Below are 25,395 nucleotides of genomic sequence, written 5' to 3'. Positions count from 1 at the left end.
TTCGCACTGCTTTTTTTAACCTCTAACTTTAACTAAAAAATCTAATTATGATAAAACCTCACTTAACAACGGAGGTTTTTATTTATGAATCAACAAGGATTTTCACTTATTGAAATTATGGTAGTAATTGCAATTATATCAATTCTAAGTGCTATTGCGATCCCTGGCTATCAAAGCTATATGCAAAAAGCAGCAATTACCGATGTACTCCAGACCGTTATTCCTTATAAGAACAGCATAGAAATATGCAGTTTTAATCGAGGGAGTTTATCGCATTGCAATGGAGGTAGTGATGATATTCCTACAAATATAACAGGGAAATACATTAATAAGATAGACGTTAAATCTGGAGTTATTACGTTCTCTACTGGTAAATCATTATCAGACTTAAAAGTCACATTAACACCAACCCTTCCAACCTTAGATAAACCCTTCAACTGGGCAGTTGTTTGCGAAAATAAAACTAATGCTAACTTAAAATCACTATGTGAAAAAACATTTATCTTTTAATTGGGAATATTTATGAATATATCTAATAATGACCAATTTATTTATAAAGAACTTAAGAGCTTATGTGATAAAAATTACATTATAATCATAGATTATAATCAAAAAAGATTATCTATCGCCGCTGCTAAAAAACCGGATGATAACTTAATAGCCACATTAAAATTTATTGCTAGCGTCCCTGTCTGTTATGATATTTGGCCAAAAGAAAAAATAGACCATTATTTTAATAACACAGTACATGAAATAAAAGAGGAGGAAACAAATTATCATCCTCAAGAAACCGAACTATTAAACACATCATCCCCTGCAATTAATTTTGTTGAGGAATTATTAAAAACAGCAGTTCATAAACGCTCATCTGATATACACCTTGAACCAACCAAACAAGGGTTAAAAATTAGATTACGTGTAGATGGGAAGCTATATTTTATTCCCTCTCCTCCTTATGAAATTAATAGCGAAATTATTGCTCGTATAAAAATACTAGCAAAAATGAATATAGCGGAAAAAAGGCTTCCACAAGATGGTCAAATGAGTTGGTATTTTGACGGGCAAAATTATAGTATTCGTCTTTCTAGCATTCCGACCATTCATGGTGAAAAGTTAGTCTTACGTATTTTGAATACGCAATTAAAATATTCTTTAGAGCACATAGGGATGTGCTCTTCCCTTCTTGAACGGTTAAAAGAATATTTAAATCGGCCACAAGGATTAATTTTAGTCACAGGGCCAACAGGAAGTGGTAAAACAGTAACACTTTATAGTTATCTAGAATATTTAAATCAATCCTCAAGAAATATAACAACCATTGAGGACCCTATTGAAATCCCCCTACAAGGGATCAACCAAACCCAAGTTAATGAAAAATACAAACTTAATTTTTCTTTTATTTTGAGGGCGCTTCTACGGCAAGACCCTGATGTCATTATGATTGGTGAAATCCGTGATGAAGAAACCGCTAAGATTGCGACCCGAGCGGCTCAAACTGGTCATCTAGTTTTGTCAACACTGCACACAAATTGTACAATTAGTGCTATAGAGCGAATGAATCAATTGGGGATAGAAAATAGTCAACTTAAATCTTGCTTAAAAATGGTTATTGCACAGAGGCTAGTACGAAAACTTTGTCCTCACTGCAAAGAAACAATACCTAAAAAAACTGAATTGCATAATAACCATATAATCAATGAATGGTCTTCAAAAGGCTGTGAGCTTTGTTTTTCTGGTTTTATGGGAAGAATTGCAATTTATGAATATATAGATCAAAGCAATATCTATGAAATCTTTAAAAATAATACATTAGAAAATCCAAATAATTTTGTTAGCCTTTTTGATGCAGGTATAGAATGCGTTGAAATGGGTGAAACCACACTTCAAGAAATCTATTCTATTATCGGAAATGGAGTAAATTAACATGTTTATTTATTCATATATTGCCATTGATTTTAAAAACCAATTAAAACACAGTACACTAATAGCAAAAAGTAAAAAACATGCTTTTATTAACATAACTGAAAGAAATTTAATTCCTATACAAATAAAATTAAAAACACTATTTACATTAGATAAAAAAAACATTAATTATCGAATTCATTTTTTTCATCAATTATCTTTATTATCATCATCAGGTATTAACCTCATAAAATGTTTAAAAATATTGCATACCAACTGTCCCTTTCCATTTTGGACTGATATTATCGAAAATTCAATAATCCATATTGAAAAAGGAGAGAAATTTTCACAATATTTAAAAAAACATCCCACCATTTTTAATGACACAGTAATCAGTATTATTACCGTTGCCGAGAAAACAGGGCAGTACGAGGAAAGCTTTAGTACAATCAATTCAATTTTAGAGCATAACAATAAAGTATCTTTACTCATCAGTAAATCGACACGATACCCAATAATTCTATCATCTTTTTCTATAGTTTTATTAGCCATTATGATGATCTATGTTGTTCCTCAATTTGAAAGTATCTATCAAAATATTAGACACGAACTACCACTCATTACAAAAACTATAACTTTCATATCAAGTTTCCTAAGGGAATATTTACCCTACTTACTTAGTCTTATTCTATTTTTATTACCTTTCATATTTAAATTTAAGGAAAAGGCGCTGAACTTAATAAAAAAAACAATAATGCATTTACCCATATTAAAAAAATCATTACAACTTCATAATTTAAGTTTATATTTTTTAACGATGCATTCAACTATTAATGTAGGGTTATCATTATCTGAATGTTTAAAGTGTACTATTCAAACCATTAATAATAATCAATATAAAAAAGACTGCAAACACGTACATATGTCGGTACATAAAGGAGAATTACTCTCCTATGCTATGAGGCAAACTAAGTTTTTTCCTGATTTAGCTGTACAGCTAATGTCTATTGCTGAAGAATCTGGGAAAATACACTATTTTTCCAATTATTTATTCAAATATTATTCAGAGCAATATATTTTCATTACCGAAAAAAACCTAAAAAACCTTGAACCTATTTTACTCGTTTTAATTGCTATACTCGTGGGTATCGTCATGCTAGCAATGTATCTACCTATATTTAATTTAGGTAATGTTATAACTGAGTTATAAATAATTTCAGATAGATATAGATATTATGTTTCCCCTTTAATATATAATATATCGATTTATTTTTTAATCTATTCACAGTAATATTACTTTGGATGAAGACAAATGATTTATTTCAGTGTAATCTGTTTTTTTTCAACGAGTAAATGAATAATCATATGCCTTATATAGTTGCTTTAACAGGTGGTATTGGAAGTGGTAAAACAACTGTTGCAAACGAGTTTGCAAAACTTGGAGTTCCCCTAGTTGATGCGGATGTGATTGCACGACAAGTTGTTGAGCCTAACAGCCCAGCTCTAAAAAGCATTACTCGCCACTTCGGTAAGGATGTCATTCTTCCTAACGGAGCTCTAAATAGGCAGCGCTTAAGAGAAATTATTTTTTCCAAACCTGATGAAAAAAAATGGCTGAATGCTCTACTTCATCCATTGATCCAACAAGAAACACAAAAACAATTTCAACAAATAAATTACCCTTATCTATTATGGGTAGTCCCTTTATTGATTGAAAATAATATTCATCATTTGGCAGATAGGGTATTAGTTGTTGATGTTACTGTTGAAGAGCAAATTCAACGTACTCTAAAAAGAGATAAGACCAGTTTAGAACAAGTTACTAATATACTTAATGCACAAGTTAGCCGTGAAAAACGACTTGATTATGCCAATGATATAATAACAAACCATTCTCATGATAGGGATCTCTCAACCAAGGTAGCCGCGTTACATAACCAGTACTTAACACTAGCAAAAATAAAAAAATAGGAATTAAAATGGGCGAGTTAATTGCAACAAATTTTATTACTTATGAATACCCAATGAATGAAAAAATTCGTTCGTGGTTGCGCCTTGAAACACTTTTATCTCAAATTTATGAGCTAAGTAATATTACTTCCTACTCTACTGGTATTGCCTTTTTTCGTTCTGTTTCAGAATTAATTGAAATTCTTGATAGAGGCGAAGTACGTTCTGAGCTCATGAAAGAGCTCGAAAAACAACGAATTCAGCTAGCTAGTTGGGCTGAAGCCCCTAATGCCGATAACCAATTAATTTCTACATTACTTGAACAATTATCTGATACAACCGCCAAATTGATGTCAGCCTCACGTTTTGGCCACCATTTACGAACAGATAAAATTATCAGTATGGTACGCCAACGACTAAGCATCCCAGGAGGCTGCTGTAGCTTTGATCTCCCCACTTTACAGCTTTGGTTAAATATCCCGCAAATTGAAAGAAATAAAACCATCAATGGATGGCTGCAAAGCCTTGACCCACTTAATAATGCATTAAAACTAGTCCTTACATTAATTCGTCAAAGTGGTAATTTCGAAACAAAAGAATCTCATAATGGTTTTTATCAAGATAATGTCGAGGGTAAAGAGTTACTACGTATCAAATTATCAATTGAGCACCTTATTTACCCACAAATTTCAGGCCATAAAACAAGATTTGCATTGCGCTTTCTACATATCGACAGTGAGAATGGTATACTTCCAGATGTAATTAGTTTTGAGTTATCCTGTTGCTAGCTAGAGATATATATTTATGAGCGAAATCATTGAAGTAAACTGCCCAACATGCAAAAAGATAGTTGTTTGGAATGAAAATAGCCCTTTCCGGCCATTTTGCAGTAAGCGTTGTCAACTTATTGACCTTGGTGAGTGGGCTAGTGAGGAAAAAAGAATTGCGAGTCAAGGGGATATCTCTGACAGCGATGACTGGAGTGAACAGCCAGATAAATAAGACGTTAAGTCGCGACACAGTAAATTAAGTGGAAAATATATCATTGTGTATTTTCCACTTAATATCAATATCAGTTATTAAGCTGATTCACTTCTCTGCGTTAATAAATCGACAATAATACGGTTTGCCGGTGGGAACTCATCAGCAATAAGGTCATGTTGACAAACCCAACGCGAATCTTGCCCTTCTTTACCGTACGGTTCATTTTCCCACGCAGTAACGATAAAAAAATAAAGCGTAATGAAACGGTCATCAAACTCATGATCAACGCGATGAAATAACTCGCTCTTAGTCACTACAATTCCGACTTCTTCTTCAAGCTCACGAATTAATGCCGCTTCAGGTGATTCATTAATCTCAAGTTTTCCACCTGGAAATTCCCAAAAGCCAGCCATATGCGTGCCTTCAGGCCGTTTAGTAATAAAAATTTGTTGCTGGGAATTACGAATAATTCCAGCCGCGATATGCAAATGTTTTTTTTCCATAATTTTTTCGTCAAAAAGGCGGGTTACCCCGCCTTTTTTATATTAATGAGTTAATAATAAATTAATTTAAGCGACCGTGACATTGCTTATATTTTTTACCTGAGCCGCAAGGACAAGGATCATTACGACCAATTTTGTGACCTTGAGTTGCTATTTTAGCCTCGGTTTCAGTCATTAAAGATTCAGCACCCGCTTCATGGCTTAATTGTTGCCTTTTCGCTAAACGCTCAGCTTCTTCACGACGCTGTTGCTCTAATGCTTCAACCTCTTCAGGTAAACGAACTTGTACCTTAGATAAGGTGCTAATCACTTCATATTTCAATGCTTCAAGCATGTTAGCAAACATACTGAAAGATTCGCGCTTATACTCTTGTTTAGGATCTTTTTGCGCATAGCCACGCAAATGAATGCCTTGGCGTAAGTAATCCATTGACGCTAAGTGCTCTTTCCATAATGTGTCTAATGTTTGCAACATGACACCTTTTTCGAAATTACGCATCGCTTCTGCGCCAACAATTTCTTCTTTACGATCATAAACTTCAATCGCTTTTGCCATAATACGTTCACGTAATGTTTCTTCGTGTAACTCTGGCTCTTTATCTAACCACTCTTTGATTGGTAAGTCGAGGTCAAAATCATTGACTAAACGTTGGTGTAACCCTTCGATATCCCACATTTCTTCAAGTGATTGAGGTGGAATATAGGCATCCATCGTAGTGGTTAATACGTCTTGGCGGATGCTATCAACCGTTTCTTTAATGTCGCCGCCATCCAGTAATTCATTACGTTGAGTATAAATTGCACGACGTTGGTCACTTGCAACATCATCATATTCAAGTAGTTGTTTACGGATATCAAAGTTACGGCTTTCAACTTTACGTTGTGCATTAGCAATAGCTTTGGTCACCCATGGGTGCTCAATAGCTTCACCTGGCTTCATACCTAACTTTTTCATCATTCCTGTAACGCGGTCTGAGGCAAAAATACGCATCAGCGCATCTTCCATTGATAGGTAAAAACGAGATGAACCCGCATCCCCTTGACGCCCTGCACGACCACGTAATTGGTTATCGATACGACGTGACTCATGACGCTCAGTACCAATAATATGTAAACCACCTGAGGCTAAAACAGCATCATGGCGAACTTTCCAGTTTGCTTTGATTTCGTCAATTTGCTCTTGAGTTGGTTCTTCTAATGCAGCAACTTCAGTTTGCCAGCTGCCGCCTAACATAATGTCAGTACCACGACCGGCCATGTTAGTTGCGATCGTTACTGCACCTGCTTGACCTGCATTTGCGATGATATCCGCTTCCATTGCATGGAATTTTGCATTCAGTACGTTGTGAGCAATTTTAGCTTTTTTCAATGCATTAGAAATTAATTCAGATTTTTCGATAGAAATCGTACCAACAAGAACAGGTTGCCCATTGGCGGTTCTCTCACGAATATCTTCAATAATTGCCGCAAACTTATCCGCTTCGTTCATATAAACGAGGTCAGGTAAATCTTTACGAACCATTGGACGGTTAGTTGGGATAACAATTGTATCAAGTTTATAAATTGAGCTAAACTCAAATGCTTCGGTATCCGCAGTCCCCGTCATACCTGCAAGTTTTTCATATAAACGGAAATAGTTCTGGAAAGTAATTGAAGCCAAGGTTTGGTTTTCATTTTGAATTTCAACCCCTTCTTTTGCTTCAACCGCTTGGTGTAAGCCATCAGACCAACGGCGCCCTTCCATTGTACGGCCCGTATGTTCGTCAACAATGACAATTTGGCCGTCTTTTACAATATAATCAACGTCTAAGGTAAACAATGCGTGAGCACGTAAGCCTGCCATTACATGGTGCATTAACATGATGTTAGAAGGTGAATATAAAGATTCTCCTTCATCCATTAAGCCTTCTTTTGCTAGAAGTTCTTCGATTAATACTAGCCCACGTTCTGTTATGGTTACTTGACGCGATTTTTCATCAACCGAAAAATGGCCTTCCCCTTGGAAAGTATCTGAATCTTCTTTCTCTTGACGTTGCAAATATGGAATAAGTTTATCTACTTTTTGGTACAGTTCAGAGCTGTCTTCCGCAGGACCTGAGATAATCAGCGGTGTACGTGCTTCATCGATAAGAATTGAGTCGACCTCATCCACCAAAGCATAATGCAATTTACGCTGAACACGCTCTTCAGGGCTAAATGCCATGTTGTCACGTAAGTAGTCAAAACCAAATTCATTGTTAGTACCATAAGTAATATCTGCCGCATACGCTTCACGTTTTGCAGGTGGAGCCATACCTGGCAGGTTGATACCCACAGTTAAACCTAAGAATTCAAATAATGGACGGTTATTTTCAGCATCACGCTTGGCTAAGTAGTCATTCACCGTAACTACGTGAACCCCTTTGCCACTTAATGCGTTGATATAAGCTGGTAGTGTTGCCGTTAATGTTTTACCTTCCCCCGTACGCATTTCTGCGATACAGCGTTCATTCAGTACCATTCCACCGATAAGCTGTACATCAAAGTGACGCATACCAAATACACGTTTACTTGCTTCGCGAACAGTTGCAAATGCCTCAGGGATGATGCTTTCTAAACTTTCGCCCTTCGTTAAACGCTCACGAAACTCTACCGTTTTTGCTTTTAATTCATCATCAGATAACTTTTCGAAATCGGGTTCAAGACGATTAATTTTTTCAACTTCTTTACGTAAACGGCGCAAGGTACGGTCATTACGACTACCAAAAACTTTGGTCAAAATCTTTGTTAACATATTTTAATCTCTAATAATCAATTAATTGTTTTAAATTTTATGGCGCAAGACAGCACAGCACTAAGCTGGCTTGCTATGGGTAAAGATTAAGCTGTTAACGGGCCGGCACGAATGCCGTGGACTTGAGCAATCCAAATTGCAGGTTGGTAGGCAATAATATGGGGATAGTTATAATGACTAAATTGGATAACACTTTCATCCCACTGAAGTGAACGCTGTGCTAACATGGCATACAGCGTATCTAGCATCAACTGTGGGACAATAAGCTTTTCAGTCTCTTCTGCTGCCGTGTTTACATCATCGTCTTCCGTTGCCGAAAAAGCAAAAGTAAGCTGCCGAATGACATTCCTTACCGCATGTTGCTGCCAGTAATTAACTGAATAGGATGACGATGATGATGAAGAGCGCTGAGAATTCTGTTGAGAAAATAAATTGTCAAAGGCATTAACAGCTTGGCTCTGGCGATTAACGGGGGAAGAGTTAACCTGTGTGAGTTGAGATTCTGATAACGCATTTAAAATTGTAGGCAAGCCGACACCCGTGGCAACCACACCTAATAGCAAGTGGGACCAAAAGTATTTTCTTCCGAGTTGTCGCCAAAAATTTAAAATGCCCATCAAACTCTTATATAATGAATAAGTGACAAAATTATTATTTGTAATTCGTTGTTTCATTCTCAGCCGGAGCTAAAAATGAGAGATAGTCATCCACAAGCACTTTTTGATGTTCTTGAAGGATCATTGGCAACATCATCGAACACTTTACAAACTATTCAACGTAATGCAAAAGCGATTATCAAACTGAATCGTGCTGTAAAAGGGTTACTGCCGGCTGAAATCAAACCCATGTGCCGTGTTGCAAACTACCGTAATAGTATTATGGTCATTGAAGTGGCAAATGCCAGTTGGATGACCCGACTTAATTACGAAAAACTCAATCTTCTTTCTGCATTAAGAACGTCCATTCTACCATCTTTATCTTCTATCGACATCAGAATCAATCCCGATCTTATGCGAAAATCGAGGCAAAATAGCTCAGTAACTAAGCAAACGGCCTCAATGAGTCAAAAAATGAACGAACGCCAGATAAGCACACAAACCGCACAAGCACTTTTGAAATTAGCAGAGAATAGCCCGAAGGGATTAAAAGAAAGATTTGAGCGGCTGGCTGCACTAGCCGGAGAGAGTACTAGTGCAACCAACAGAAAGGGCTAACTTCGATTAGCTTTCGAAGATAGCTGCATAATCACGTCTTATGCAAACACCGCTGAAGGTGCTTTGAATGCGACAGGCAATTGAGCTTCGTCTTCAAATGTGACGAGATCCCAAGCTGATTCTTTCGCTAAAACTGCTTGTAACAGCTTGTTATTCAGTGCGTGGCCTGATTTAAACGCGGTGAAAGCGCCAATAATGTTATGTCCACACATGAATAAATCACCAATTGCATCCAACATTTTGTGACGAACGAATTCATCTTCAAAACGTAAACCATCTTCGTTAAGAACTTTATAGTCATCAACAACGATGGCGCAGTCAAAACTACCGCCTAAGCACAAGCCTTTTGATTGCAGATATTCAATATCACGCATAAAGCCAAAAGTACGCGCACGGCTAATTTGATTTACAAATGATTCCGCTGAGAAATCAAGTGAGTAGCGTTGTGTGCTACTATCAATCGCTGGGTGCTGAAAATCAATTGTGAAATCAAGGCTAAACCCATTATAAGGTCGCATTTCAGCCCATTTATCACCATCTTCAACACGTACTGTTTCTTTTATACGTAAAAATTTCTTAGCACAATTTAATTCTTCAATACCGCCATCAAGCAGTAAGAATACAAATGGTGCGGCACTGCCATCCATAATAGGGATTTCAGGCGCATTGACTTCAATAACAATGTTATCGATACCTAACCCTGCTAAGGCAGCATTCAAATGCTCAACAGTCGAAATACGCACGTTATCTTCATTAACTAAGCAAGTACATAACATGGTGTCACGAACTGATTTCGCATCTGCCGGAAAATCAACCGGTGGATTAAGGTCAGTACGACGGTAGATGACCCCGGTATTGGCCGGCGCTGGACGTAATGTAAGCGTAACTTTCTTGCCGGTATGTAAACCAACACCAGTCGCTGTAATAATACGTTTTAGTGTCCGTTGTTTGATCATCGTATTTTTCTCGCAATGTTATAAGTCCTACTGATCATCATACAAGATAATCAGTAGGAAATTTTAGCACAAAAAGCGGAGAAACCAATATAAATAAAATTAATCGGCCTGCTTACGCAAGAACGCAGGAATATCAAGATAATCTGGTTCTTTATTTGTTTGCGTATTTTGGTCATTGACCGCTTTAGCCGCTGGCTTCTCTTCTGTTAATGAAGACATGCTATTTTGCATTTGCTGATAGCGCTGTTCCATTGACGCCTGCTGAGACATCTTGTTGCTAACTAGAGTAATTTCTGGACGTTTGTCCATACCAATACCTGTAGCAACAACAGTGACACGCAGTTCTTCGTGCATTTCTGGGTCAAGAGATGTACCGATTACCACAGTTGCATTATCAGATGCGAAGGCACGGATAGTGTTACCCACCGTTTCAAACTCATCCAAGCGCAGGTCGAAACCAGCTGTAATGTTAACCAACACACCACGAGCGCCAGACAGGTCAATATCTTCCAATAATGGGCTAGAAATGGCCATTTCAGCGGCTTCTTCTGCACGGTCTTCACCGCGAGCTACACCTGACCCCATCATCGCGTAGCCCATTTCTGACATCACAGTACGCACGTCAGCAAAGTCTACGTTCATTAAACCTGGGCGAGTAATCAGTTCAGCGATACCTTGTACTGCACCTTTTAGTACGTCATTTGCCGCACCGAAAGCATCCAGTAATGAGATACCACGACCAAGTACTTTTAATAATTTATCATTTGGGATAGTGATCAATGAGTCAACATGTTTTGACAACTCAGTGATACCCGCTTCTGCGAATGCCATGCGCTTTTTACCTTCGAAATTGAAAGGCTTAGTCACAACAGCAACTGTCAGAATACCCAATTCTTTGGCAACTTCGGCAACAACCGGAGCTGCACCAGTCCCTGTACCGCCGCCCATACCCGCTGCGATAAAGACCATATCTGCGCCATCTAAAGCATTACGCAGCGCCTCACGGTCTTCTTCAGCGGCATTACGGCCGACTTCAGGGTTTGCACCCGCACCCAGACCTTTGGTAATACCTGTACCGATCTGGATAGTTTGTCCAACTGCGGTTTTACGCAGCGCCTGTGCGTCTGTATTGACAGCGAAGAACTCAACGCCTTCAATACGTTCACGCACCATGTGTTCAACGGCGTTGCCGCCGCCGCCGCCAACGCCGATGACTTTAATCACCGCATCGTTGGTTAGCTCCATTGGTTCAAACATAATGTCTCTCCGTTTTGTGCTTACTACTTTTGAAGCTAATAATATGCTTCTTTATCAAAATTAAAATTCTTTTCTCAGCCAACTGGTTATTTTACTAAACCACCCGCTAACTGATGCACGTTTTTCTACTTCGGTATCATCACCTAAATGGCTTTCTTTACCGTAATGCAGAAGCCCTACCGCTGTTGAATAATATGGCTCCTGCGCGTAATCCGTTAATCCTGTGATGTTGAGCGGTGTACCAATACGCACTTGCGTATGGAACACTTTTTGAGCGCACTCGACCAAACCGTCGATTTGCGCAGCTCCACCAGTCAACACGATACCAGCTGCCAAATGGTGTTTGACACCTTGTTGACGTAACTGTTCCTGTAAATTTAAAATTTCTTCATTTACTAAATTTAACAGCTCAGTATACCTTGGCTCGATCACTTCTGCTAAGGTTTGACGCTGTAAACTTCTTGGTGGTCGCCCACCAACACTTGGTACTTCAACGGTTTCATCTTTACTGACGATAGAACCGACTGCACAACCATGGCGCACTTTAATGGCTTCTGCATCACTGGGTGGTGTTCCAAACGCATATGCGATGTCACTTGTCACCACATTGCCTGCATATGGAATCACTTTCGTATGGCGTAAAGCCCCACCAGTATAAACCGCCATGTCCATTGTGCCGCCACCGATATCGACGACACATACACCTAATTCACGCTCATCTTCCGTTAAAACGCTATAACTTGCAGCGAGACCGGCAAAAATAAGCTGATCAACTTTTAACCCACAACGTTCAACGGCTTTGACGATATTCTTCGCCATATCGTTATGGCAGGTGATCAAATGAACTTTTGCTTGCATACGTACACCCGATAGACCAACTGGGTTTTTAATCCCTTCTTGGTAATCTATTGCAAATTCCTGTGGTATTACGTGCAAAATTCTGTGTTCATCACGTACACGTACCGATTTTGCTGTATGCACAACACTGTCAACATCTTCTTGCGTCACTTCTTCTTCTGAAACTGGCACCATACCAATCTCATTTTGACAACTGACGTGCTTACCTGATAGCGCAAGGTAAACCGATGAAATTTGGCAGTCAGCCATTAATTCGGCCTGATCAATGGCTCTTTGTACACATTTTACCACTGATTCAAGGTCGTTTACGCCACCTTTGTCCATTCCACGAGATGGACAACTTCCCACCCCAATAATATTAACCATACCATCGGGCAGAATTTCGCCAACAAGGGCTGATACCTTGGAAGTTCCAATTTCAAGGCCTACCACTAATTTTCTGTCCGTTGCTTTAATCATTTTTTCTGCCTAATTTTTGTTATTAGTCATCGTCTTTATTGTAACTCCGGTGGAGCATCGACCAATAGTGGCGCCCAGCCCACCGCAGCACCACTGGAATAACGTAAGTCAACATAGTCAACGCGTTTATCCGTTGTTTGCTGCAAAAGCGGATACAGTTCAAGGAACCGATTTAACCGCTCTGACACATCTTTCTTACCTAATTCGATTCTAACATCGTTGTCTAAAATAATTTGCCAGGCATTTCTGGCTGTCATCGATAATGATTTTAGCTTTAGGTTATGTGCTGCTAACGTGTTCTTAAAAACAGCAAATTCTTTAAGGACATCTTTTTGGCTACCTTGTGGCCCATACAGCAACACATAATCCCCTTTACCATTTTCGCTAACTGGCAAGTTAAATACTCTGCCTTGTTCATCTACCATGTTTTGATCATTCCACCTAGCGAATGGGCGGTATTCAACAATGTGAATTTTCAATTCATCTGGCCATTGTTTACGCACCGTCACTTGGCGTACCCATGGCATCATGCTTATTTGGTTCTGGATAGCGTTGACATCAACGGTCATAAATGTCCCCGGCTGCCCTAAAGCTAAAATGGCCTTTCTGACATCATCATTTGTGGTGTAATGGCGCTCCCCCGTTAACACCAATTTAGACATCGGCAACCTGTCAGCATCTTTCATCCAAGTCATCACCATCCAACCACTCCAGAGGATAGTGCCAAGCACAAATAGGAAGAAAAATAACCCACCTAAAAATGCACCATTACTTGGTCCTGAACGTGGATCCTCGTCATTATTTTGATTATGATGCCTAACGTTTAGTGCTGCTTGTGACATATCAACGAGCCAATTTTAAAATTTGTACAACTAACTGTGAAAAACTCATACCAGCCTGTCGAGCTGCCATCGGTACTAGACTATGGCTTGTCATACCCGGTGATGTATTAACTTCCAGCAGATAAAATTGACCATCATTATCTTGCATTACATCAACTCGTCCCCAGCCTTCGCAGCCAACGGCTTGGTAAGCTTTCAGTGCTAATTCTGCGAGCTCAGATTCGAGCTGTTCACCTAAACCACTTGGGCAAAAATATTGAGTTTCATCAGATAAATATTTTGCTTCGTAGTCATAAAAAATACCCGGTGGTTGAATACGAATTGACGGTAACGTGTTATCTCCCAACACAGCAACCGTGAACTCTGGGCCACTCAGCCATTTTTCAATTAACAACGTTTCATCAAATTGAAACGCGAGGTCCAAAGCAGCCGGCAATGACTCTAGGCTATCAACTTTACTCATGCCAACACTAGAACCTTCTAGACTAGGTTTCACAATCAGAGGTAGCCCTAACAATTGCACTTTAGCGACAATTTGCTCATGAGATGCCTGCTTATACTGCTGCTGTGTTAAGTAAACATATGGCGATACACTTAACCCTGCACCTTGCCATAATTGTTTTGTTCTCAGCTTATCCATACTCAGCGCTGAAGCCATAACACCACTACCGGTATAAGGGAGGTTTAGTGTTTCTAACAACCCTTGTAATGTACCGTCTTCACCACCTCGGCCATGTAACGCAATAAAAACTTTATTAAAACCTGCATCTTTCAAGGTTTCTACAGGGAAATCTTGGGGGTCAATAGGATGAGCATCAACACCTGCTTGGCGTAACCCCGCCAGCACAGCATTTCCTGACTGAAGTGAAACTTCACGTTCAGCAGATGAGCCTCCTAATAGAACCGCAACTTTCTCTGTCATTTTTATTCCTCAACCATCGGTGGCTGTAATTTTGCTTCAGCTAGGTTTTTAGCTATTTTACCAATATTTCCTGCGCCTTGAACTAAAATTAAATCATTTTCATCAAGAGTTTGAGCTAATATATGCGGAATTTGTTCAGTATCGGCAACATAAATAGGATCAATCTGACCACGACCACGAATTGTTCTGCACAATGAGCGGCTATCTGCACCCGGTACATGCTTTTCACCCGCTGAATAGACATCTAGCATTAGCAGTACATCTACCTGCCCTAAAACATTCACAAAATCATCGTATAAGTCACGAGTACGGGTATAACGATGTGGTTGGAATACCATAACAATGCGTTTATCTGGCCAACCCGCTCTCGCGGCTTTAATCGTTGCATCCACTTCTGTTGGGTGGTGGCCATAGTCATCGACTAGCATCACTTCACCCTCTTTGCCATTTACATTACGCAGAGGGAAATTCCCTAAGAAATCAAAGCGGCGCCCCGTACCTTGAAACTCAACTAGTGCAGATAAAATATGTAAATCGTCAATACCTTCTTCTGTGGCAACAGCTACTGCGGCTGTCGCATTGAGCGCATTGTGACGTCCCGGTGCATTTAGAACCACAGTCAGCTCTGGCATATTTTCACGAGCAATGGTGAAAAAGCCTTGATTTCCTTTTTGCTCATATTGCGTAATACGCACATCAGCATCTTCACTAAAGCCATAAGTAGTAATGTAGCGACCAATTTTAGGTAGCAACGAACGAATGACAGGATCATCAATACACATTACTGCACGCCCGTAGAACGGCAGATTATGCAAGAAATTAATAAATGTATTCGTTAAATTATCGAAGTCGCCTTGGTAAGTATCCATATGGTCAGCTTCGATATTTGTCACGACCGCAACTAACGGTTGCAAATGTAAAAACGATGCATCGCTTTCATCGGCTTCTGCAATCAAGTAACGGCTACTACCTAAACGTGCGTGTGTTCCTGCTGATTTAACTAACCCCCCATTCACAAATGTGGGGTCAAGACCTGCTTGTGCATAAATCCCAGAAATCATTGCTGTAGTGGTCGTTTTCCCGTGGGTACCTGCAACGGCAATACCATGACGGTAACGCATTAATTCAGCCAACATTTCCGCACGACGAATAACAGGAATACGCAATTCTTTGGCGGCTTGAATTTCAGGGTTCTCACTCGAGATAGCCGTTGATACGACAACAACACTCGCGTCTTCAACGTTCTCTGGGCGGTGATTAAAGTAAATCGTTGCCCCTAATGCGGTTAATTGTTGAGTCACTGCATTCGGTGCTAAATCTGAACCACTAATTTCATAGCCTTCATTTGCCAACACTTCAGCGATACCACCCATGCCAGCACCGCCGATGCCGACAAAATGGATGTGCCTAACTCTTCTCATTTCTGGCACTGATGTTCTTAATTTCGCTAATTGTTGTGTATTCACTATATTTCTTCGCTTCTAATTAATTCGATATCAATTATGGCTAATATTATTTAGCCACTTCGCAAATCACGGTAGCAACTCGCTCAGTTGCGTCTGTAATTGCACAGCTATGCGCTTTTTCGGCCATTGAGAGTAATTCGTTTCTATCCCATTGTTCTAATAAGCTCGCCACAGCATCTGCGGTAAATTGTGATTGTTCTAAAATTTTAGCCGCTCCCGCTTTTTCTAGCGGTAATGCATTCCAATATTGTTGACGATCTTTATGTTGAAAAGGCACAAAAATAGCCGGTAAACCTGCGGCTGCAATTTCACTCACTGTTAATGCACCTGACCGACAGACAACAATATCTGCCCATGCGTAAGCTTGCGCCATATCATCAATAAATTCAGTAACTTTATACTCGGAATTGACTGAAACTTGCATATGTTCATTATACAATGCTTCTGTCGATTCCTTACTGCCTTTTCCCGCTTGATGCCAGATATTTAACTGTTTGCCTACTTTTTCAGCAACTCGCGGCATCACTTGATTTAGAATTCGAGCCCCTTGGCTGCCACCAACAACTAATACACGTATAGCACCTTCACGACCAGCTAAACGAACCTGTGGCGCAGGTAGTGCTAAAACATCTTCACGTACTGGATTACCGACAACTGGTGCGTTAGGAAATGCCCCCGGAAAGGCTTGTAATACTCTTTTTGCGATTCGAGATAACCATTTGTTCGTTAAACCCGCGATACCATTTTGCTCATGAAGTACAACAGGAACACCGCATTGCCATGCTGCAATACCGCCGGGCCCCGAAACATAGCCCCCCATACCTAATACAGCATCGGGTTGATAACGCTTAATAATTGTTTTGGCTTGGCGAATCGCTTTATAAATACGCCATGGCGACCCCAGTTGCGCTGCGATACCTTTGCCCCTGAGACCCGAAATTTGAATGAATTCAATATCGATACCATGTTTCGGCACTAATGTAGCTTCCATTCGGTCAGCCGTACCTAACCAACGGATCTCCCAGCCTTGAGCCTGCAAATAATGAGCCACGGCTAACCCCGGAAAAACATGCCCTCCGGTTCCACCTGCCATGACGAGTAATTTCTTTGCCTGACTCATTTAGTGCTCCTTACAAACGCCTGCGCTTTTTCAAGGCGTGTTTCAAAATCAATTCTCAGTAATATCGCAATGGCAGCAGCCATCACCAGTAAACTCGAACCACCATAACTAATTAGCGGTAGTGTTAAACCTTTTGTCGGTAACATACCTGATGCGGCGCCAACGTTAACTAACGCTTGGAAGGTAAACCAAATACCAATAGAACAAGCCAAATAACCACCGAATAATTGGTTTGACATCAATGCACGACGGCCGATCATCATTGCTCTAAATGCCAACATAAAGACCATCAGCAGAACCAATACAACGCCAAAGTACCCGAGCTCCTCAGCTAAAACCGAGAAAATAAAGTCTGTGTGTGCTTCTGGCAAATATTCTAATTTTTGTACTGAATTTCCAAGCCCTTGCCCAAATACTTCACCACGACCAAAGGCCATTAAAGATTGAGTTAGCTGATAACCACTTCCAAACGGGTCATCCCATGGATTCAAAAATGACGTGACTCGACGTAAGCGGTACGGCTCGAACCAAATCAAAGCCAATACCCCCACCGCACAAGCGGCAATACCGATAATAAAGGGGGCTAACCTTGCTCCTGCTAAAAACAACAACCCGAGAGTGGTAACCACTAAGACGATAACTGTCCCTAAGTCAGGCTGTAATAAAAGCAAAGACGCCATAACAATCAAAATACACATCGGTTTGATAAAGCCAAGAAAACGGGTTCTGACTTCATCAGATTTACGCACTAAATAACTGGATACGTAGCAAAACAACGTAAATTTCGAAATTTCTGCCGGCTGAATTTTTACCAAACCGATGTCTATCCAGCGTGATGCCCCGTTAACGGAACTTCCTGCAACCAACACCACGACTAGCATGCCAAGAGAAGCCATCAACAATATGAAGTTGTACTTCTCCCAAACCGCCATCGGAATACGCATAACACCTAGAGCTAAAATAAATGCGATAACGATATACACCACATCACGCTTAGCAAAATAAAACGGGTCTTCGGTTAAGCGCTGGCCAACTGGCATGGACGCAGAGGTGACCATAATAAAGCCAACCGCGGCTAAACCGAATGCCAACCACACCAATGTACGGTCGTAAAGCGTTGAGCCTGAAATCACGCCATTTTTTTCACCAATGACCCAATTTTTTAAACGCATCGCACCCGGTATCGTCATTAACCTAGCTCCTGGGCTAATTGAGCAAAGACAGTTCCACGCTGCTCAAAACTTTTAAACTGATCCAAACTGGCGCACGCTGGGGATAACAGCACCATGTCCCCCGCTTTTAGTTGAGGCGCAATTTGGCGTAAGCTTTGTTCCATCGTCTCAGTCAAAACTGATTTTTCAGGTGCCATATCCGCTAACTCTTTGCCATCACGGCCAAAGCAATATAAACGGTAGTTATCCGCAGCAATATATTGTTTTAATGGTGAAAAATCAGCTGACTTGCCATCACCACCTAATAATAAGTAGATATTGCCGTCCACATGTAACCCATTTAACGCCGCTTCAGTACTTCCAACATTGGTGGCTTTCGAGTCATTAATCCAGCGAACACCGTTATTGAATAACACTAATTCGAAACGATGCGCTAACCCCGCATAGTCTTTCAATACTTGAAGGCAAGCTGGGCGAGGAATACTCACCGCATCTGCCAGTGCTAGCGCGGCCAACGCATTGAGGTAATTGTGTTGGCCAGTTAAGTGCATCTCATTGACAGCGAGCAGCTCTTTTCCTTGAGCCACTAACACCCGTTTTTGGGTATCAAAGAAATAATCACCACTATTTAAGCCAAAGCTAATACATTCTTCCAAGGTATGATTGACAGGTAAGGTCAGTGCATCTTGTACGTTAACAATGCAGTTTTTAGCATCGTTATAAATTTTTAATTTAGCTTCACGATACTGCGCTAGACCTAATGGGTATCTATCCATATGATCTTCACTAATATTTAAGACTGTCGCGGCGGTCGCTTCTAAACTTGAAGTGGTTTCTAATTGGAAGCTGGAAAGTTCTAAAACGTATAGACGATGCCCTGCATTGAGTAATGAAAGCGCTGGCGTACCAATATTGCCACCAACACCAACTGAAATACCCGCAGCTTTAGCCATTTCACCAACCAATGACGTGACGGTACTTTTACCATTTGAACCTGTAATGGCGACAATCGGTGCATCGGCTTCACGACAAAACAATTCGATATCACCCACAATTTCGATGCCGTTTTCTGCCGCTTCCTGCAACTGAGGTGTTGCCAACGCAATCCCTGGACTCGCGACAATTAAATCGGCTGCCTGTAACCAGCTATTATTCAAGCTGCCACTATGGCATTCCACATTCGCAGGGAGTTTATCTACCCCCGGAGGCACTGCACGGGTATCCATAACACGAGGCACAACGCCGCGCGCAAGGAAAAAATGAACGCAAGATAGGCCAGTGATCCCCAGCCCAATAATAACGACGTTCTTACCCTGATAATCGACCATCTTAACGCACCTTCAAGGTTGCCAGCCCAATGAGGACTAACATTAATGAGATAATCCAGAAGCGCACGATAACGCGAGGTTCTGGCCAACCCTTCAATTCATAATGGTGATGAATTGGTGCCATGCGGAAAATACGTTGCCCGCGCAATTTAAATGAACCGACTTGTAAAATAACGGATAATGTCTCAACCACAAACACACCACCCATAATCACTAATAAAAACTCTTGGCGCAGTAATACAGCGATAGTTCCTAGTGCACCACCAAGAGCCAATGAGCCAACATCACCCATAAATACTTGGGCTGGATATGTGTTAAACCATAAGAAGCCTAACCCTGCCCCCACAATGGCAGTACAGACAATCACTAATTCACCTGCATGTGGTAAAAATGGAATATGTAAGTAACTGGCAAAATTAACATTACCTGTTGCCCATGCCACTAATGCAAAACCTGCAGCGACAAATACCGTTGGCATGATAGCCAAGCCATCCAAACCATCTGTTAGGTTTACTGCGTTACTGGTTCCTACAATCACAAAGTAAGTCAGCAAAATATACAGCATGCCCAGTTGTGGCATCACATCTTTAAAAAATGGCACCACTAGCTGCGTTGCTGGGGTGTCTTTACCAATCGCGTACATGGAAAAGGCAACAATTAACGCAATCACGGATTGCCAAAAATATTTCCAACGTGCGATTAGACCACGAGTGTCTTTACGTACCACTTTACGGTAGTCATCAACAAAACCGACAATGCCATAGCCAACTAACACAAGTAATACACACCAAACATAAGGGTTGTCTAAGCGAGCCCATAACAAAGTTGAAACGGTGATTGAAAATAAAATCAATAACCCGCCCATAGTTGGGGTTCCGCGCTTACTAAAGTGAGACTCAGGGCCTTCATTACGAACGACTTGGCCTATTTGCATTTTTTGTAAATAAGCAATTAAATGCGGCCCCATCCACAAAGCAATGGCAAGTGCCGTCAGCAAACCGACAATGGCCCTGAACGTCAAATAAGAAAAGACGTTCAGAACAGAAAACTTGTGGACCAACATTTCGGCAAGCCAGACTAACATTCGAAGCACTCCTTCAATGCATTCACAACATCTTCCATCGCGGAACTGCGTGAACCTTTAACTAAAATAGAAACAACGTCCTTCTGCTGTGCTAGCGGAATTAGTCGGGTTAATAAATCGGATTTCACTGTGAAATGCTCACCACATTCACTAAATTGGCTGATCAACTCACTTAATTGACCAACACTGAATACTTTGTCTAAGCCTGCTTGTTTAGCGGCGACACCAACACGCTGATGGCAATCTTCTGCATAATCGCCCAGTTCACCCATGTCCCCCACCACTAAGATGCGGTAACCTGGCATTTTTTCGAGAACATGGATTGCTGCGATCATCGAACCATCATTTGCGTTATAAGTGTCGTCTAAAACCACCTTGTGCTCCGCTAAGCGCACAGGGTATAACCGCCCCGGTACCGACTTCGTTTTCGCTAAGCCATTTTTAATATTGTCGAGGCTAGCACCGACTGAAATGGCTAATGCACTCGCCGCTAACACATTAGCGATGTTATGCAGCCCTGGTAATGGCAAGGTGATATCAACACTACCAACGGGAGTGTGTAACACAAAATCCGTTGTCAGCTGGTTCACTTGGATATCAGAAGGATAGAAATCCACTTTTGCTTGTGGCGTTAGTGAGTAATACCAAACGGTTTGACGTGGCTGAAACTGCCACTTTTCACTGTAGCTATCAAGGTTAACAATTGCAGTTCCTTCTTCTGGAATACCTTGATAAATTTCACCTTTCGCTTTAGCAACCCCTTCCGGTGAACCAAAACCCGCTAAGTGTGCCGCAAATAAATTGTTAACTAATGCGGCTTCTGGTTTGACAATATTGGTTGTGTAGGCAATTTCATTTGGATGATTAGCGCCCATTTCTATCACTGCGAAATCATCATCATGGGTTAAACGAAATAGGGTCAAAGGTACACCTATATCGTTGTTTAAATTACCTGCAGTATATAAGGTTTTACCGCGCTCAGATAAAATGGACGCAGTCATTTCTTTGACCGATGTTTTGCCTGAAGACCCCGTTAAGCCAACGACCCGGGCTCTACTCTGCTGACGAACCCATGCAGCCAGTTGGCCCATCGCGATACGCGTGTCTTTCACGATAATTTGTGGGCAATTCACTTCTAGTTTGCGCTCAACGAGTAACGCCTTAGCGCCCGCCATAACGACTTGCTGCGCAAAATTATGGGCGTCGAAGCGTTCACCTTTTAACGCAATGAATAGGCAATTTTCAGCAATTTTACGGCTATCAGTACTAACCGCGCTAACCATTGCATTGGTGTCTGGAGCTGATTCAATCTGCCCTTGGGTAATTTGTGCCAATTGAGCGAGTGTTAAAGGGATCATGCGATTACCCCCAACAAACGAGCTACCGTTAGACGGTCTGAGTAATCTAACTTGCGCTGACCAATAATTTGATAATCTTCGTGCCCCTTACCTGCAATCACAATCACATCATCAGGAGATGCCTGCAAAATAGTGTTTGTCACGGCTTCTGGACGACCCGGTATGGCCAAAGCACGGCTGGAATCTAATAAGCCCGCCATAATATCATTAATAATATCGATAGGGTCTTCACTGCGCGGGTTGTCGTCTGTGATCACGATTTTATCTGCATACTCTTCTGCAGCAGCCCCCATTAGTGGACGCTTGCCTTTGTCACGGTCACCACCGCAACCAAATACACACCATAATTGACCTTTGCAATGTAAGCGTGCTGCCGCTAAAGCTTTTTCTAAGGCATCAGGAGTATGCGCATAATCAACGACGACTGTCGGTTTATTCGGTGCACTGAATACTTCCATACGCCCACATACTGGTGATAATGAAGAGGTAGTAGCCAGCAGTTTATCTAACGGATAATCCATCATTAGTAAAGTTGCCATTGCCACTAATAAATTGCTGACATTAAATGCACCCATTAATGGGCTTTCAAAGCGCCCATTTCCCCATGAGGAATCAAAATGGATGCTGGCACCTTTATCGTGATATTCAACCTCAGTGGCTTTTAGCCATGGGCCTTGCCAGTCATTTGGAATGCGGTTTTCCATGGTCACTGCGCACGCCTGTGGTAAACGTTGTAGCCATTTCAAGCCAATAGCATCATCCGCATTAATGATTTGCGATTTTGTATTATGCGTGGAAAACAACAGCCATTTTGCGGCTTCATAGCTTTCCATATCGCCATGATAATCAAGGTGATCACGACTTAAATTGGTAAACACCGCGGCATCAAACTGTAAGGCAGCAACTCGGCCTTGCACTAAGCCATGGGAAGACACTTCCATCGCTGTTAATGTCGCTTTTTGGTTCAATAATTGGGTCAATTCAAGTTGGATATCTACCGCAGAGCCGGTAGTATTTTCGCTTGGCGACACATGGCCTAATAGGCCATTACCCACGGTTCCCATTACAGCGCTAGTTTCCCCTAGCCCTTGAGCCCACTGAGCAATTAATTGTGTCGTCGTTGTTTTACCGTTTGTACCCGTCACACCAACGAGTTTCATATTAGCTGATGGCTGCTGATAAAACTCCCCCGCAAGGGCTGATAAACGATTATTCAGGTCATTTAAATAAATGACAGGGACGCCATGAACGAAACGAATTTCACCTTCAACAGCTTCACCTTCCGCTTCCGCTATCACAGCAGAAACCCCTTGAGCAATTGCTTGAGGAATATAGTGTCGCCCATCTGATTGATGGCCTTTTATTGCAATAAACAGATCGCCCGCGGCAGCCTTTCGACTGTCTAGCGTCATCTCACGCAGTGAGATTGGAGTTGTGCTCACACCAAAGGGTGAGAGTAGATCACAAAGATTACGATCTGCCACTTTTAACCTCTTTTTGACTATTTACAATTTCATTTTGTTCATTTGGTTGCAATGCATCGGGTTCAACGTTCATCAACCGTAGAACCCCTCCCATGATTGAACCAAATATCGGTGCAGATACCGCACCACCGTAGTATTTACCTGCACTAGGCTCATTGATGAGCACTACTAACGCATAGCGTGGGTTACTCGCAGGAGCCACACCCGCGGCGTAAGCTAAATATTTTTCAACGTAACGCCCTTCAGGACCCACTTTCTTCGCAGTCCCTGTTTTAATAGCAATGCGATAGCCTTTAATTGCTGCTCGTGCTCCCCCGCCTCCGGGTAAAGCCACACTTTCCATCATATGAACCACTGTTCGCATGATCGGCTCAGGAAAAACACGTGTTCCTGATACAGGAGGGTCAACCTTCGTGATAGATAATGGCCGATAAATACCAAAACTACCGATAGTTGCGTAGGCTCGCGCTAACTGTAACGGTGTTACCATTTGCCCGTAGCCAAAAGAAAAGGTGGCCCTTTCTAAATCAGACCACCGTGTTTTTTTACTTGGAAAGATGCCACTACTTTCCCCGACTAACCCCAGATTAGTCGGCTTGCCAAACCCAAAGCGGCTATACACATCCACCAGCTCAGTGGCAGGCATCGCTAACGCAAGTTTTGAAACACCTACGTTACTCGACTTCTGTAAAATCCCAGTAATTGTTAGTTCAGCATACCGTGCTACGTCTTTGATCTCATGACCACTAATACGATATGGATAAGTATTAATTACTGAGTTTTCTTTAATAATTTTGTTGTGTAGCGCACTCATTACCACCATGGGTTTCACTGTTGAGCCCGGCTCGAAAATATCGGTGATAGCACGGTTACGCATCGCATCCATTGATGTACCCGTTAAATTATTTGGGTTATAGGATGGACTATTTGCCATTGCTAAAATTTCACCGGTATGAACATCCACTAAAATTGCTACGCCCGATTCAGCTTTATTTTCCTGTACACCACGTGTTAATTCACGGTAAACAATGGATTGAATGCGTTCATCAATACTTAATGTCAGATTATGCGCAGCTTGGCTGTCAACAGAGGAAATCGTTTCAATCACTCGCCCATTACGGTCTTTGCGAACTGTACGTTCACCTGGTGCACCTTTTAACCAACGGTCAAAGCTTTTCTCGACACCTTCAATGCCTTCGCCATCAATATTTGTTACCCCCAATAAGTGAGCGGTAACTGGGCCTGATGGATAATAACGACGAGACTCTTTGCGTAAGTAAATACCAGGTATTTTTAGTTTTTTAACGTAATCGCCAATAGATGGGTTAACTTGACGCGCTAAATACACAAAACGGCCTCTTGGATTGGCCGATATTTTGCTGGTAATTTGTTCTAATGGGATCTCAAGGGCATCCGCTAATGCTTTCCAGTGCTCGTCATTGCTGATCCCCCCTTTTTCGAACACTTCTTTGGGGTCAGCCCAAATTGCATTAACTGGCACACTCACCGCCAGTTGCCGCCCTTCTCGGTCGCTGATCATGCCTCGGGAAGTTGCGACTTCTTGCACTCGTAAAGAGCGCATATCGCCTTCTTTCACCAGTTTCTCTGGTGCGATAATTTGCAGATAAGCCACCCGCGTCAGCAACCCTGCTAACGCCAAGACAATGCATCCGCACAGCAAAATAAAGCGCCAGCGGACAAAGCTGGTACTTTCTTCTTGTTTCTTATTTTTCGCTGTTTTTGGTGCTTTCATTAGGAACCTT

At 41.3% G+C, this 25,395-nt stretch carries 23 protein-coding genes; 7 read left to right on the top strand and 16 right to left on the bottom strand.

Features of this window, described 5'->3' with window-relative positions; translation table 11 throughout:
- Nucleotides 1–84 precede the first annotated feature (84 nt).
- The 6 genes from ppdD to yacG all read left to right on the top strand — a co-directional run bounded on the left by ppdD (nucleotide 85) and on the right by yacG (nucleotide 4,854).
- Entirely contained in the window at nucleotides 85–510 is a 426-nt protein-coding gene (gene ppdD / locus PR683_RS15965; RefSeq protein WP_109912934.1) for a prepilin peptidase-dependent pilin, read from the top strand.
- Between the two features lie 12 nt (nucleotides 511–522).
- Nucleotides 523–1,923: an ATPase, T2SS/T4P/T4SS family gene (locus PR683_RS15960; protein ID WP_109912935.1), complete on the top strand. Its 1,401-nt coding sequence runs from the start codon at nucleotides 523–525 to the stop codon at nucleotides 1,921–1,923.
- Between the two features lies 1 nt (nucleotide 1,924).
- Entirely contained in the window at nucleotides 1,925–3,112 is a 1,188-nt protein-coding gene (locus PR683_RS15955; RefSeq protein WP_272581894.1) for a type II secretion system F family protein, read from the top strand.
- A 155-nt stretch (nucleotides 3,113–3,267) separates the two neighbouring features.
- Nucleotides 3,268–3,873 (top strand): dephospho-CoA kinase, encoded by a 606-nt coding sequence (gene coaE / locus PR683_RS15950; protein ID WP_004913145.1) that lies wholly within the window; start codon nucleotides 3,268–3,270, stop codon nucleotides 3,871–3,873.
- 8 nt (nucleotides 3,874–3,881) lie between these two features.
- Complete coding sequence (gene zapD, locus PR683_RS15945) at nucleotides 3,882–4,640, top strand: cell division protein ZapD (RefSeq protein ID WP_109912936.1); 759 nt, start codon at nucleotides 3,882–3,884, stop codon at nucleotides 4,638–4,640.
- Between the two features lie 16 nt (nucleotides 4,641–4,656).
- Nucleotides 4,657–4,854, top strand: a complete 198-nt coding sequence (gene yacG, locus PR683_RS15940; RefSeq protein ID WP_004262008.1) for a DNA gyrase inhibitor YacG — start codon at nucleotides 4,657–4,659, stop codon at nucleotides 4,852–4,854.
- A gap of 77 nt (nucleotides 4,855–4,931) precedes the next feature.
- Here the strand turns inward: yacG and mutT are convergent, their stop codons facing one another.
- The 3 genes from mutT to secM form a co-directional block, all read right to left on the bottom strand.
- Entirely contained in the window at nucleotides 4,932–5,339 is a 408-nt protein-coding gene (mutT, locus tag PR683_RS15935) for an 8-oxo-dGTP diphosphatase MutT (protein WP_109912937.1), read from the bottom strand.
- 61 nt (nucleotides 5,340–5,400) lie between these two features.
- Entirely contained in the window at nucleotides 5,401–8,112 is a 2,712-nt protein-coding gene (gene secA / locus PR683_RS15930; protein ID WP_109912938.1) for a preprotein translocase subunit SecA, read from the bottom strand.
- Nucleotides 8,113–8,198: 86 nt separating this feature from the next.
- Nucleotides 8,199–8,729 (bottom strand): secA translation cis-regulator SecM, encoded by a 531-nt coding sequence (secM, locus tag PR683_RS15925; protein ID WP_117162818.1) that lies wholly within the window; start codon nucleotides 8,727–8,729, stop codon nucleotides 8,199–8,201.
- Between the two features lie 75 nt (nucleotides 8,730–8,804).
- Between secM and PR683_RS15920 the strand changes: the two genes are divergently transcribed.
- Complete coding sequence (locus tag PR683_RS15920; protein ID WP_109912939.1) at nucleotides 8,805–9,326, top strand: DUF721 domain-containing protein; 522 nt, start codon at nucleotides 8,805–8,807, stop codon at nucleotides 9,324–9,326.
- Between the two features lie 38 nt (nucleotides 9,327–9,364).
- On the opposite strand, the gene lpxC is transcribed toward PR683_RS15920, so the two are convergent.
- The 13 genes from lpxC to ftsI all read right to left on the bottom strand — a co-directional run bounded on the left by lpxC (nucleotide 9,365) and on the right by ftsI (nucleotide 25,385).
- Nucleotides 9,365–10,282, bottom strand: coding sequence for a UDP-3-O-acyl-N-acetylglucosamine deacetylase (gene lpxC, locus PR683_RS15915; RefSeq protein WP_004913165.1), 918 nt, complete (start codon nucleotides 10,280–10,282; stop codon nucleotides 9,365–9,367).
- A 99-nt stretch (nucleotides 10,283–10,381) separates the two neighbouring features.
- Nucleotides 10,382–11,539, bottom strand: coding sequence for a cell division protein FtsZ (gene ftsZ, locus PR683_RS15910; protein ID WP_004262022.1), 1,158 nt, complete (start codon nucleotides 11,537–11,539; stop codon nucleotides 10,382–10,384).
- 60 nt (nucleotides 11,540–11,599) lie between these two features.
- A complete protein-coding gene (gene ftsA, locus PR683_RS15905) occupies nucleotides 11,600–12,856 on the bottom strand; it encodes a cell division protein FtsA (RefSeq protein ID WP_004262024.1) in 1,257 nt (418 codons plus the stop codon).
- Between the two features lie 35 nt (nucleotides 12,857–12,891).
- The gene (ftsQ, locus tag PR683_RS15900; protein ID WP_004913170.1) at nucleotides 12,892–13,698 is read right to left on the bottom strand and encodes a cell division protein FtsQ; all 807 of its coding nucleotides are present in this window, start codon (nucleotides 13,696–13,698) and stop codon (nucleotides 12,892–12,894) included.
- 1 nt (nucleotide 13,699) lies between these two features.
- Nucleotides 13,700–14,620, bottom strand: coding sequence for a D-alanine--D-alanine ligase (locus PR683_RS15895; RefSeq protein WP_004913172.1), 921 nt, complete (start codon nucleotides 14,618–14,620; stop codon nucleotides 13,700–13,702).
- A 2-nt stretch (nucleotides 14,621–14,622) separates the two neighbouring features.
- Entirely contained in the window at nucleotides 14,623–16,086 is a 1,464-nt protein-coding gene (gene murC, locus PR683_RS15890) for a UDP-N-acetylmuramate--L-alanine ligase (RefSeq protein ID WP_004913175.1), read from the bottom strand.
- Between the two features lie 46 nt (nucleotides 16,087–16,132).
- A complete protein-coding gene (murG, locus tag PR683_RS15885; protein WP_109912941.1) occupies nucleotides 16,133–17,206 on the bottom strand; it encodes an undecaprenyldiphospho-muramoylpentapeptide beta-N-acetylglucosaminyltransferase in 1,074 nt (357 codons plus the stop codon).
- Nucleotides 17,203–18,396 carry a cell division protein FtsW gene (ftsW, locus tag PR683_RS15880; protein WP_109912942.1) on the bottom strand — a complete coding sequence of 398 codons (1,194 nt, stop codon included), beginning with the start codon at nucleotides 18,394–18,396 and terminating at the stop codon, nucleotides 17,203–17,205. The genes murG and ftsW overlap by 4 nt, the downstream gene beginning before the upstream one ends.
- Entirely contained in the window at nucleotides 18,396–19,706 is a 1,311-nt protein-coding gene (gene murD, locus PR683_RS15875) for a UDP-N-acetylmuramoyl-L-alanine--D-glutamate ligase (protein ID WP_004913186.1), read from the bottom strand. Before murD ends, ftsW begins: the two co-directional genes overlap by 1 nt.
- A 1-nt stretch (nucleotide 19,707) precedes the next feature.
- Complete coding sequence (gene mraY / locus PR683_RS15870; protein WP_004262035.1) at nucleotides 19,708–20,790, bottom strand: phospho-N-acetylmuramoyl-pentapeptide-transferase; 1,083 nt, start codon at nucleotides 20,788–20,790, stop codon at nucleotides 19,708–19,710.
- Nucleotides 20,784–22,148, bottom strand: a complete 1,365-nt coding sequence (gene murF / locus PR683_RS15865; protein ID WP_123382317.1) for a UDP-N-acetylmuramoyl-tripeptide--D-alanyl-D-alanine ligase — start codon at nucleotides 22,146–22,148, stop codon at nucleotides 20,784–20,786. The genes mraY and murF overlap by 7 nt, the downstream gene beginning before the upstream one ends.
- On the bottom strand, nucleotides 22,145–23,632 hold the full coding sequence (gene murE, locus PR683_RS15860; protein WP_004913192.1) for a UDP-N-acetylmuramoyl-L-alanyl-D-glutamate--2,6-diaminopimelate ligase: 1,488 nt from the start codon (nucleotides 23,630–23,632) through the stop codon (nucleotides 22,145–22,147). The genes murF and murE overlap by 4 nt, the downstream gene beginning before the upstream one ends.
- Nucleotides 23,619–25,385, bottom strand: coding sequence for a peptidoglycan glycosyltransferase FtsI (gene ftsI, locus PR683_RS15855; protein WP_004913194.1), 1,767 nt, complete (start codon nucleotides 25,383–25,385; stop codon nucleotides 23,619–23,621). The genes murE and ftsI overlap by 14 nt, the downstream gene beginning before the upstream one ends.
- Between the last annotated feature and the right edge of the window lie 10 nt (nucleotides 25,386–25,395).

This window comes from Providencia sp. PROV269, from assembly GCF_028477785.1.
Lineage (GTDB): Bacteria > Pseudomonadota > Gammaproteobacteria > Enterobacterales > Enterobacteriaceae > Providencia > Providencia rettgeri.
Note: the sequence above shows the minus strand (reverse complement) of the source record. Positions and strands in the feature narration are given on the sequence as shown.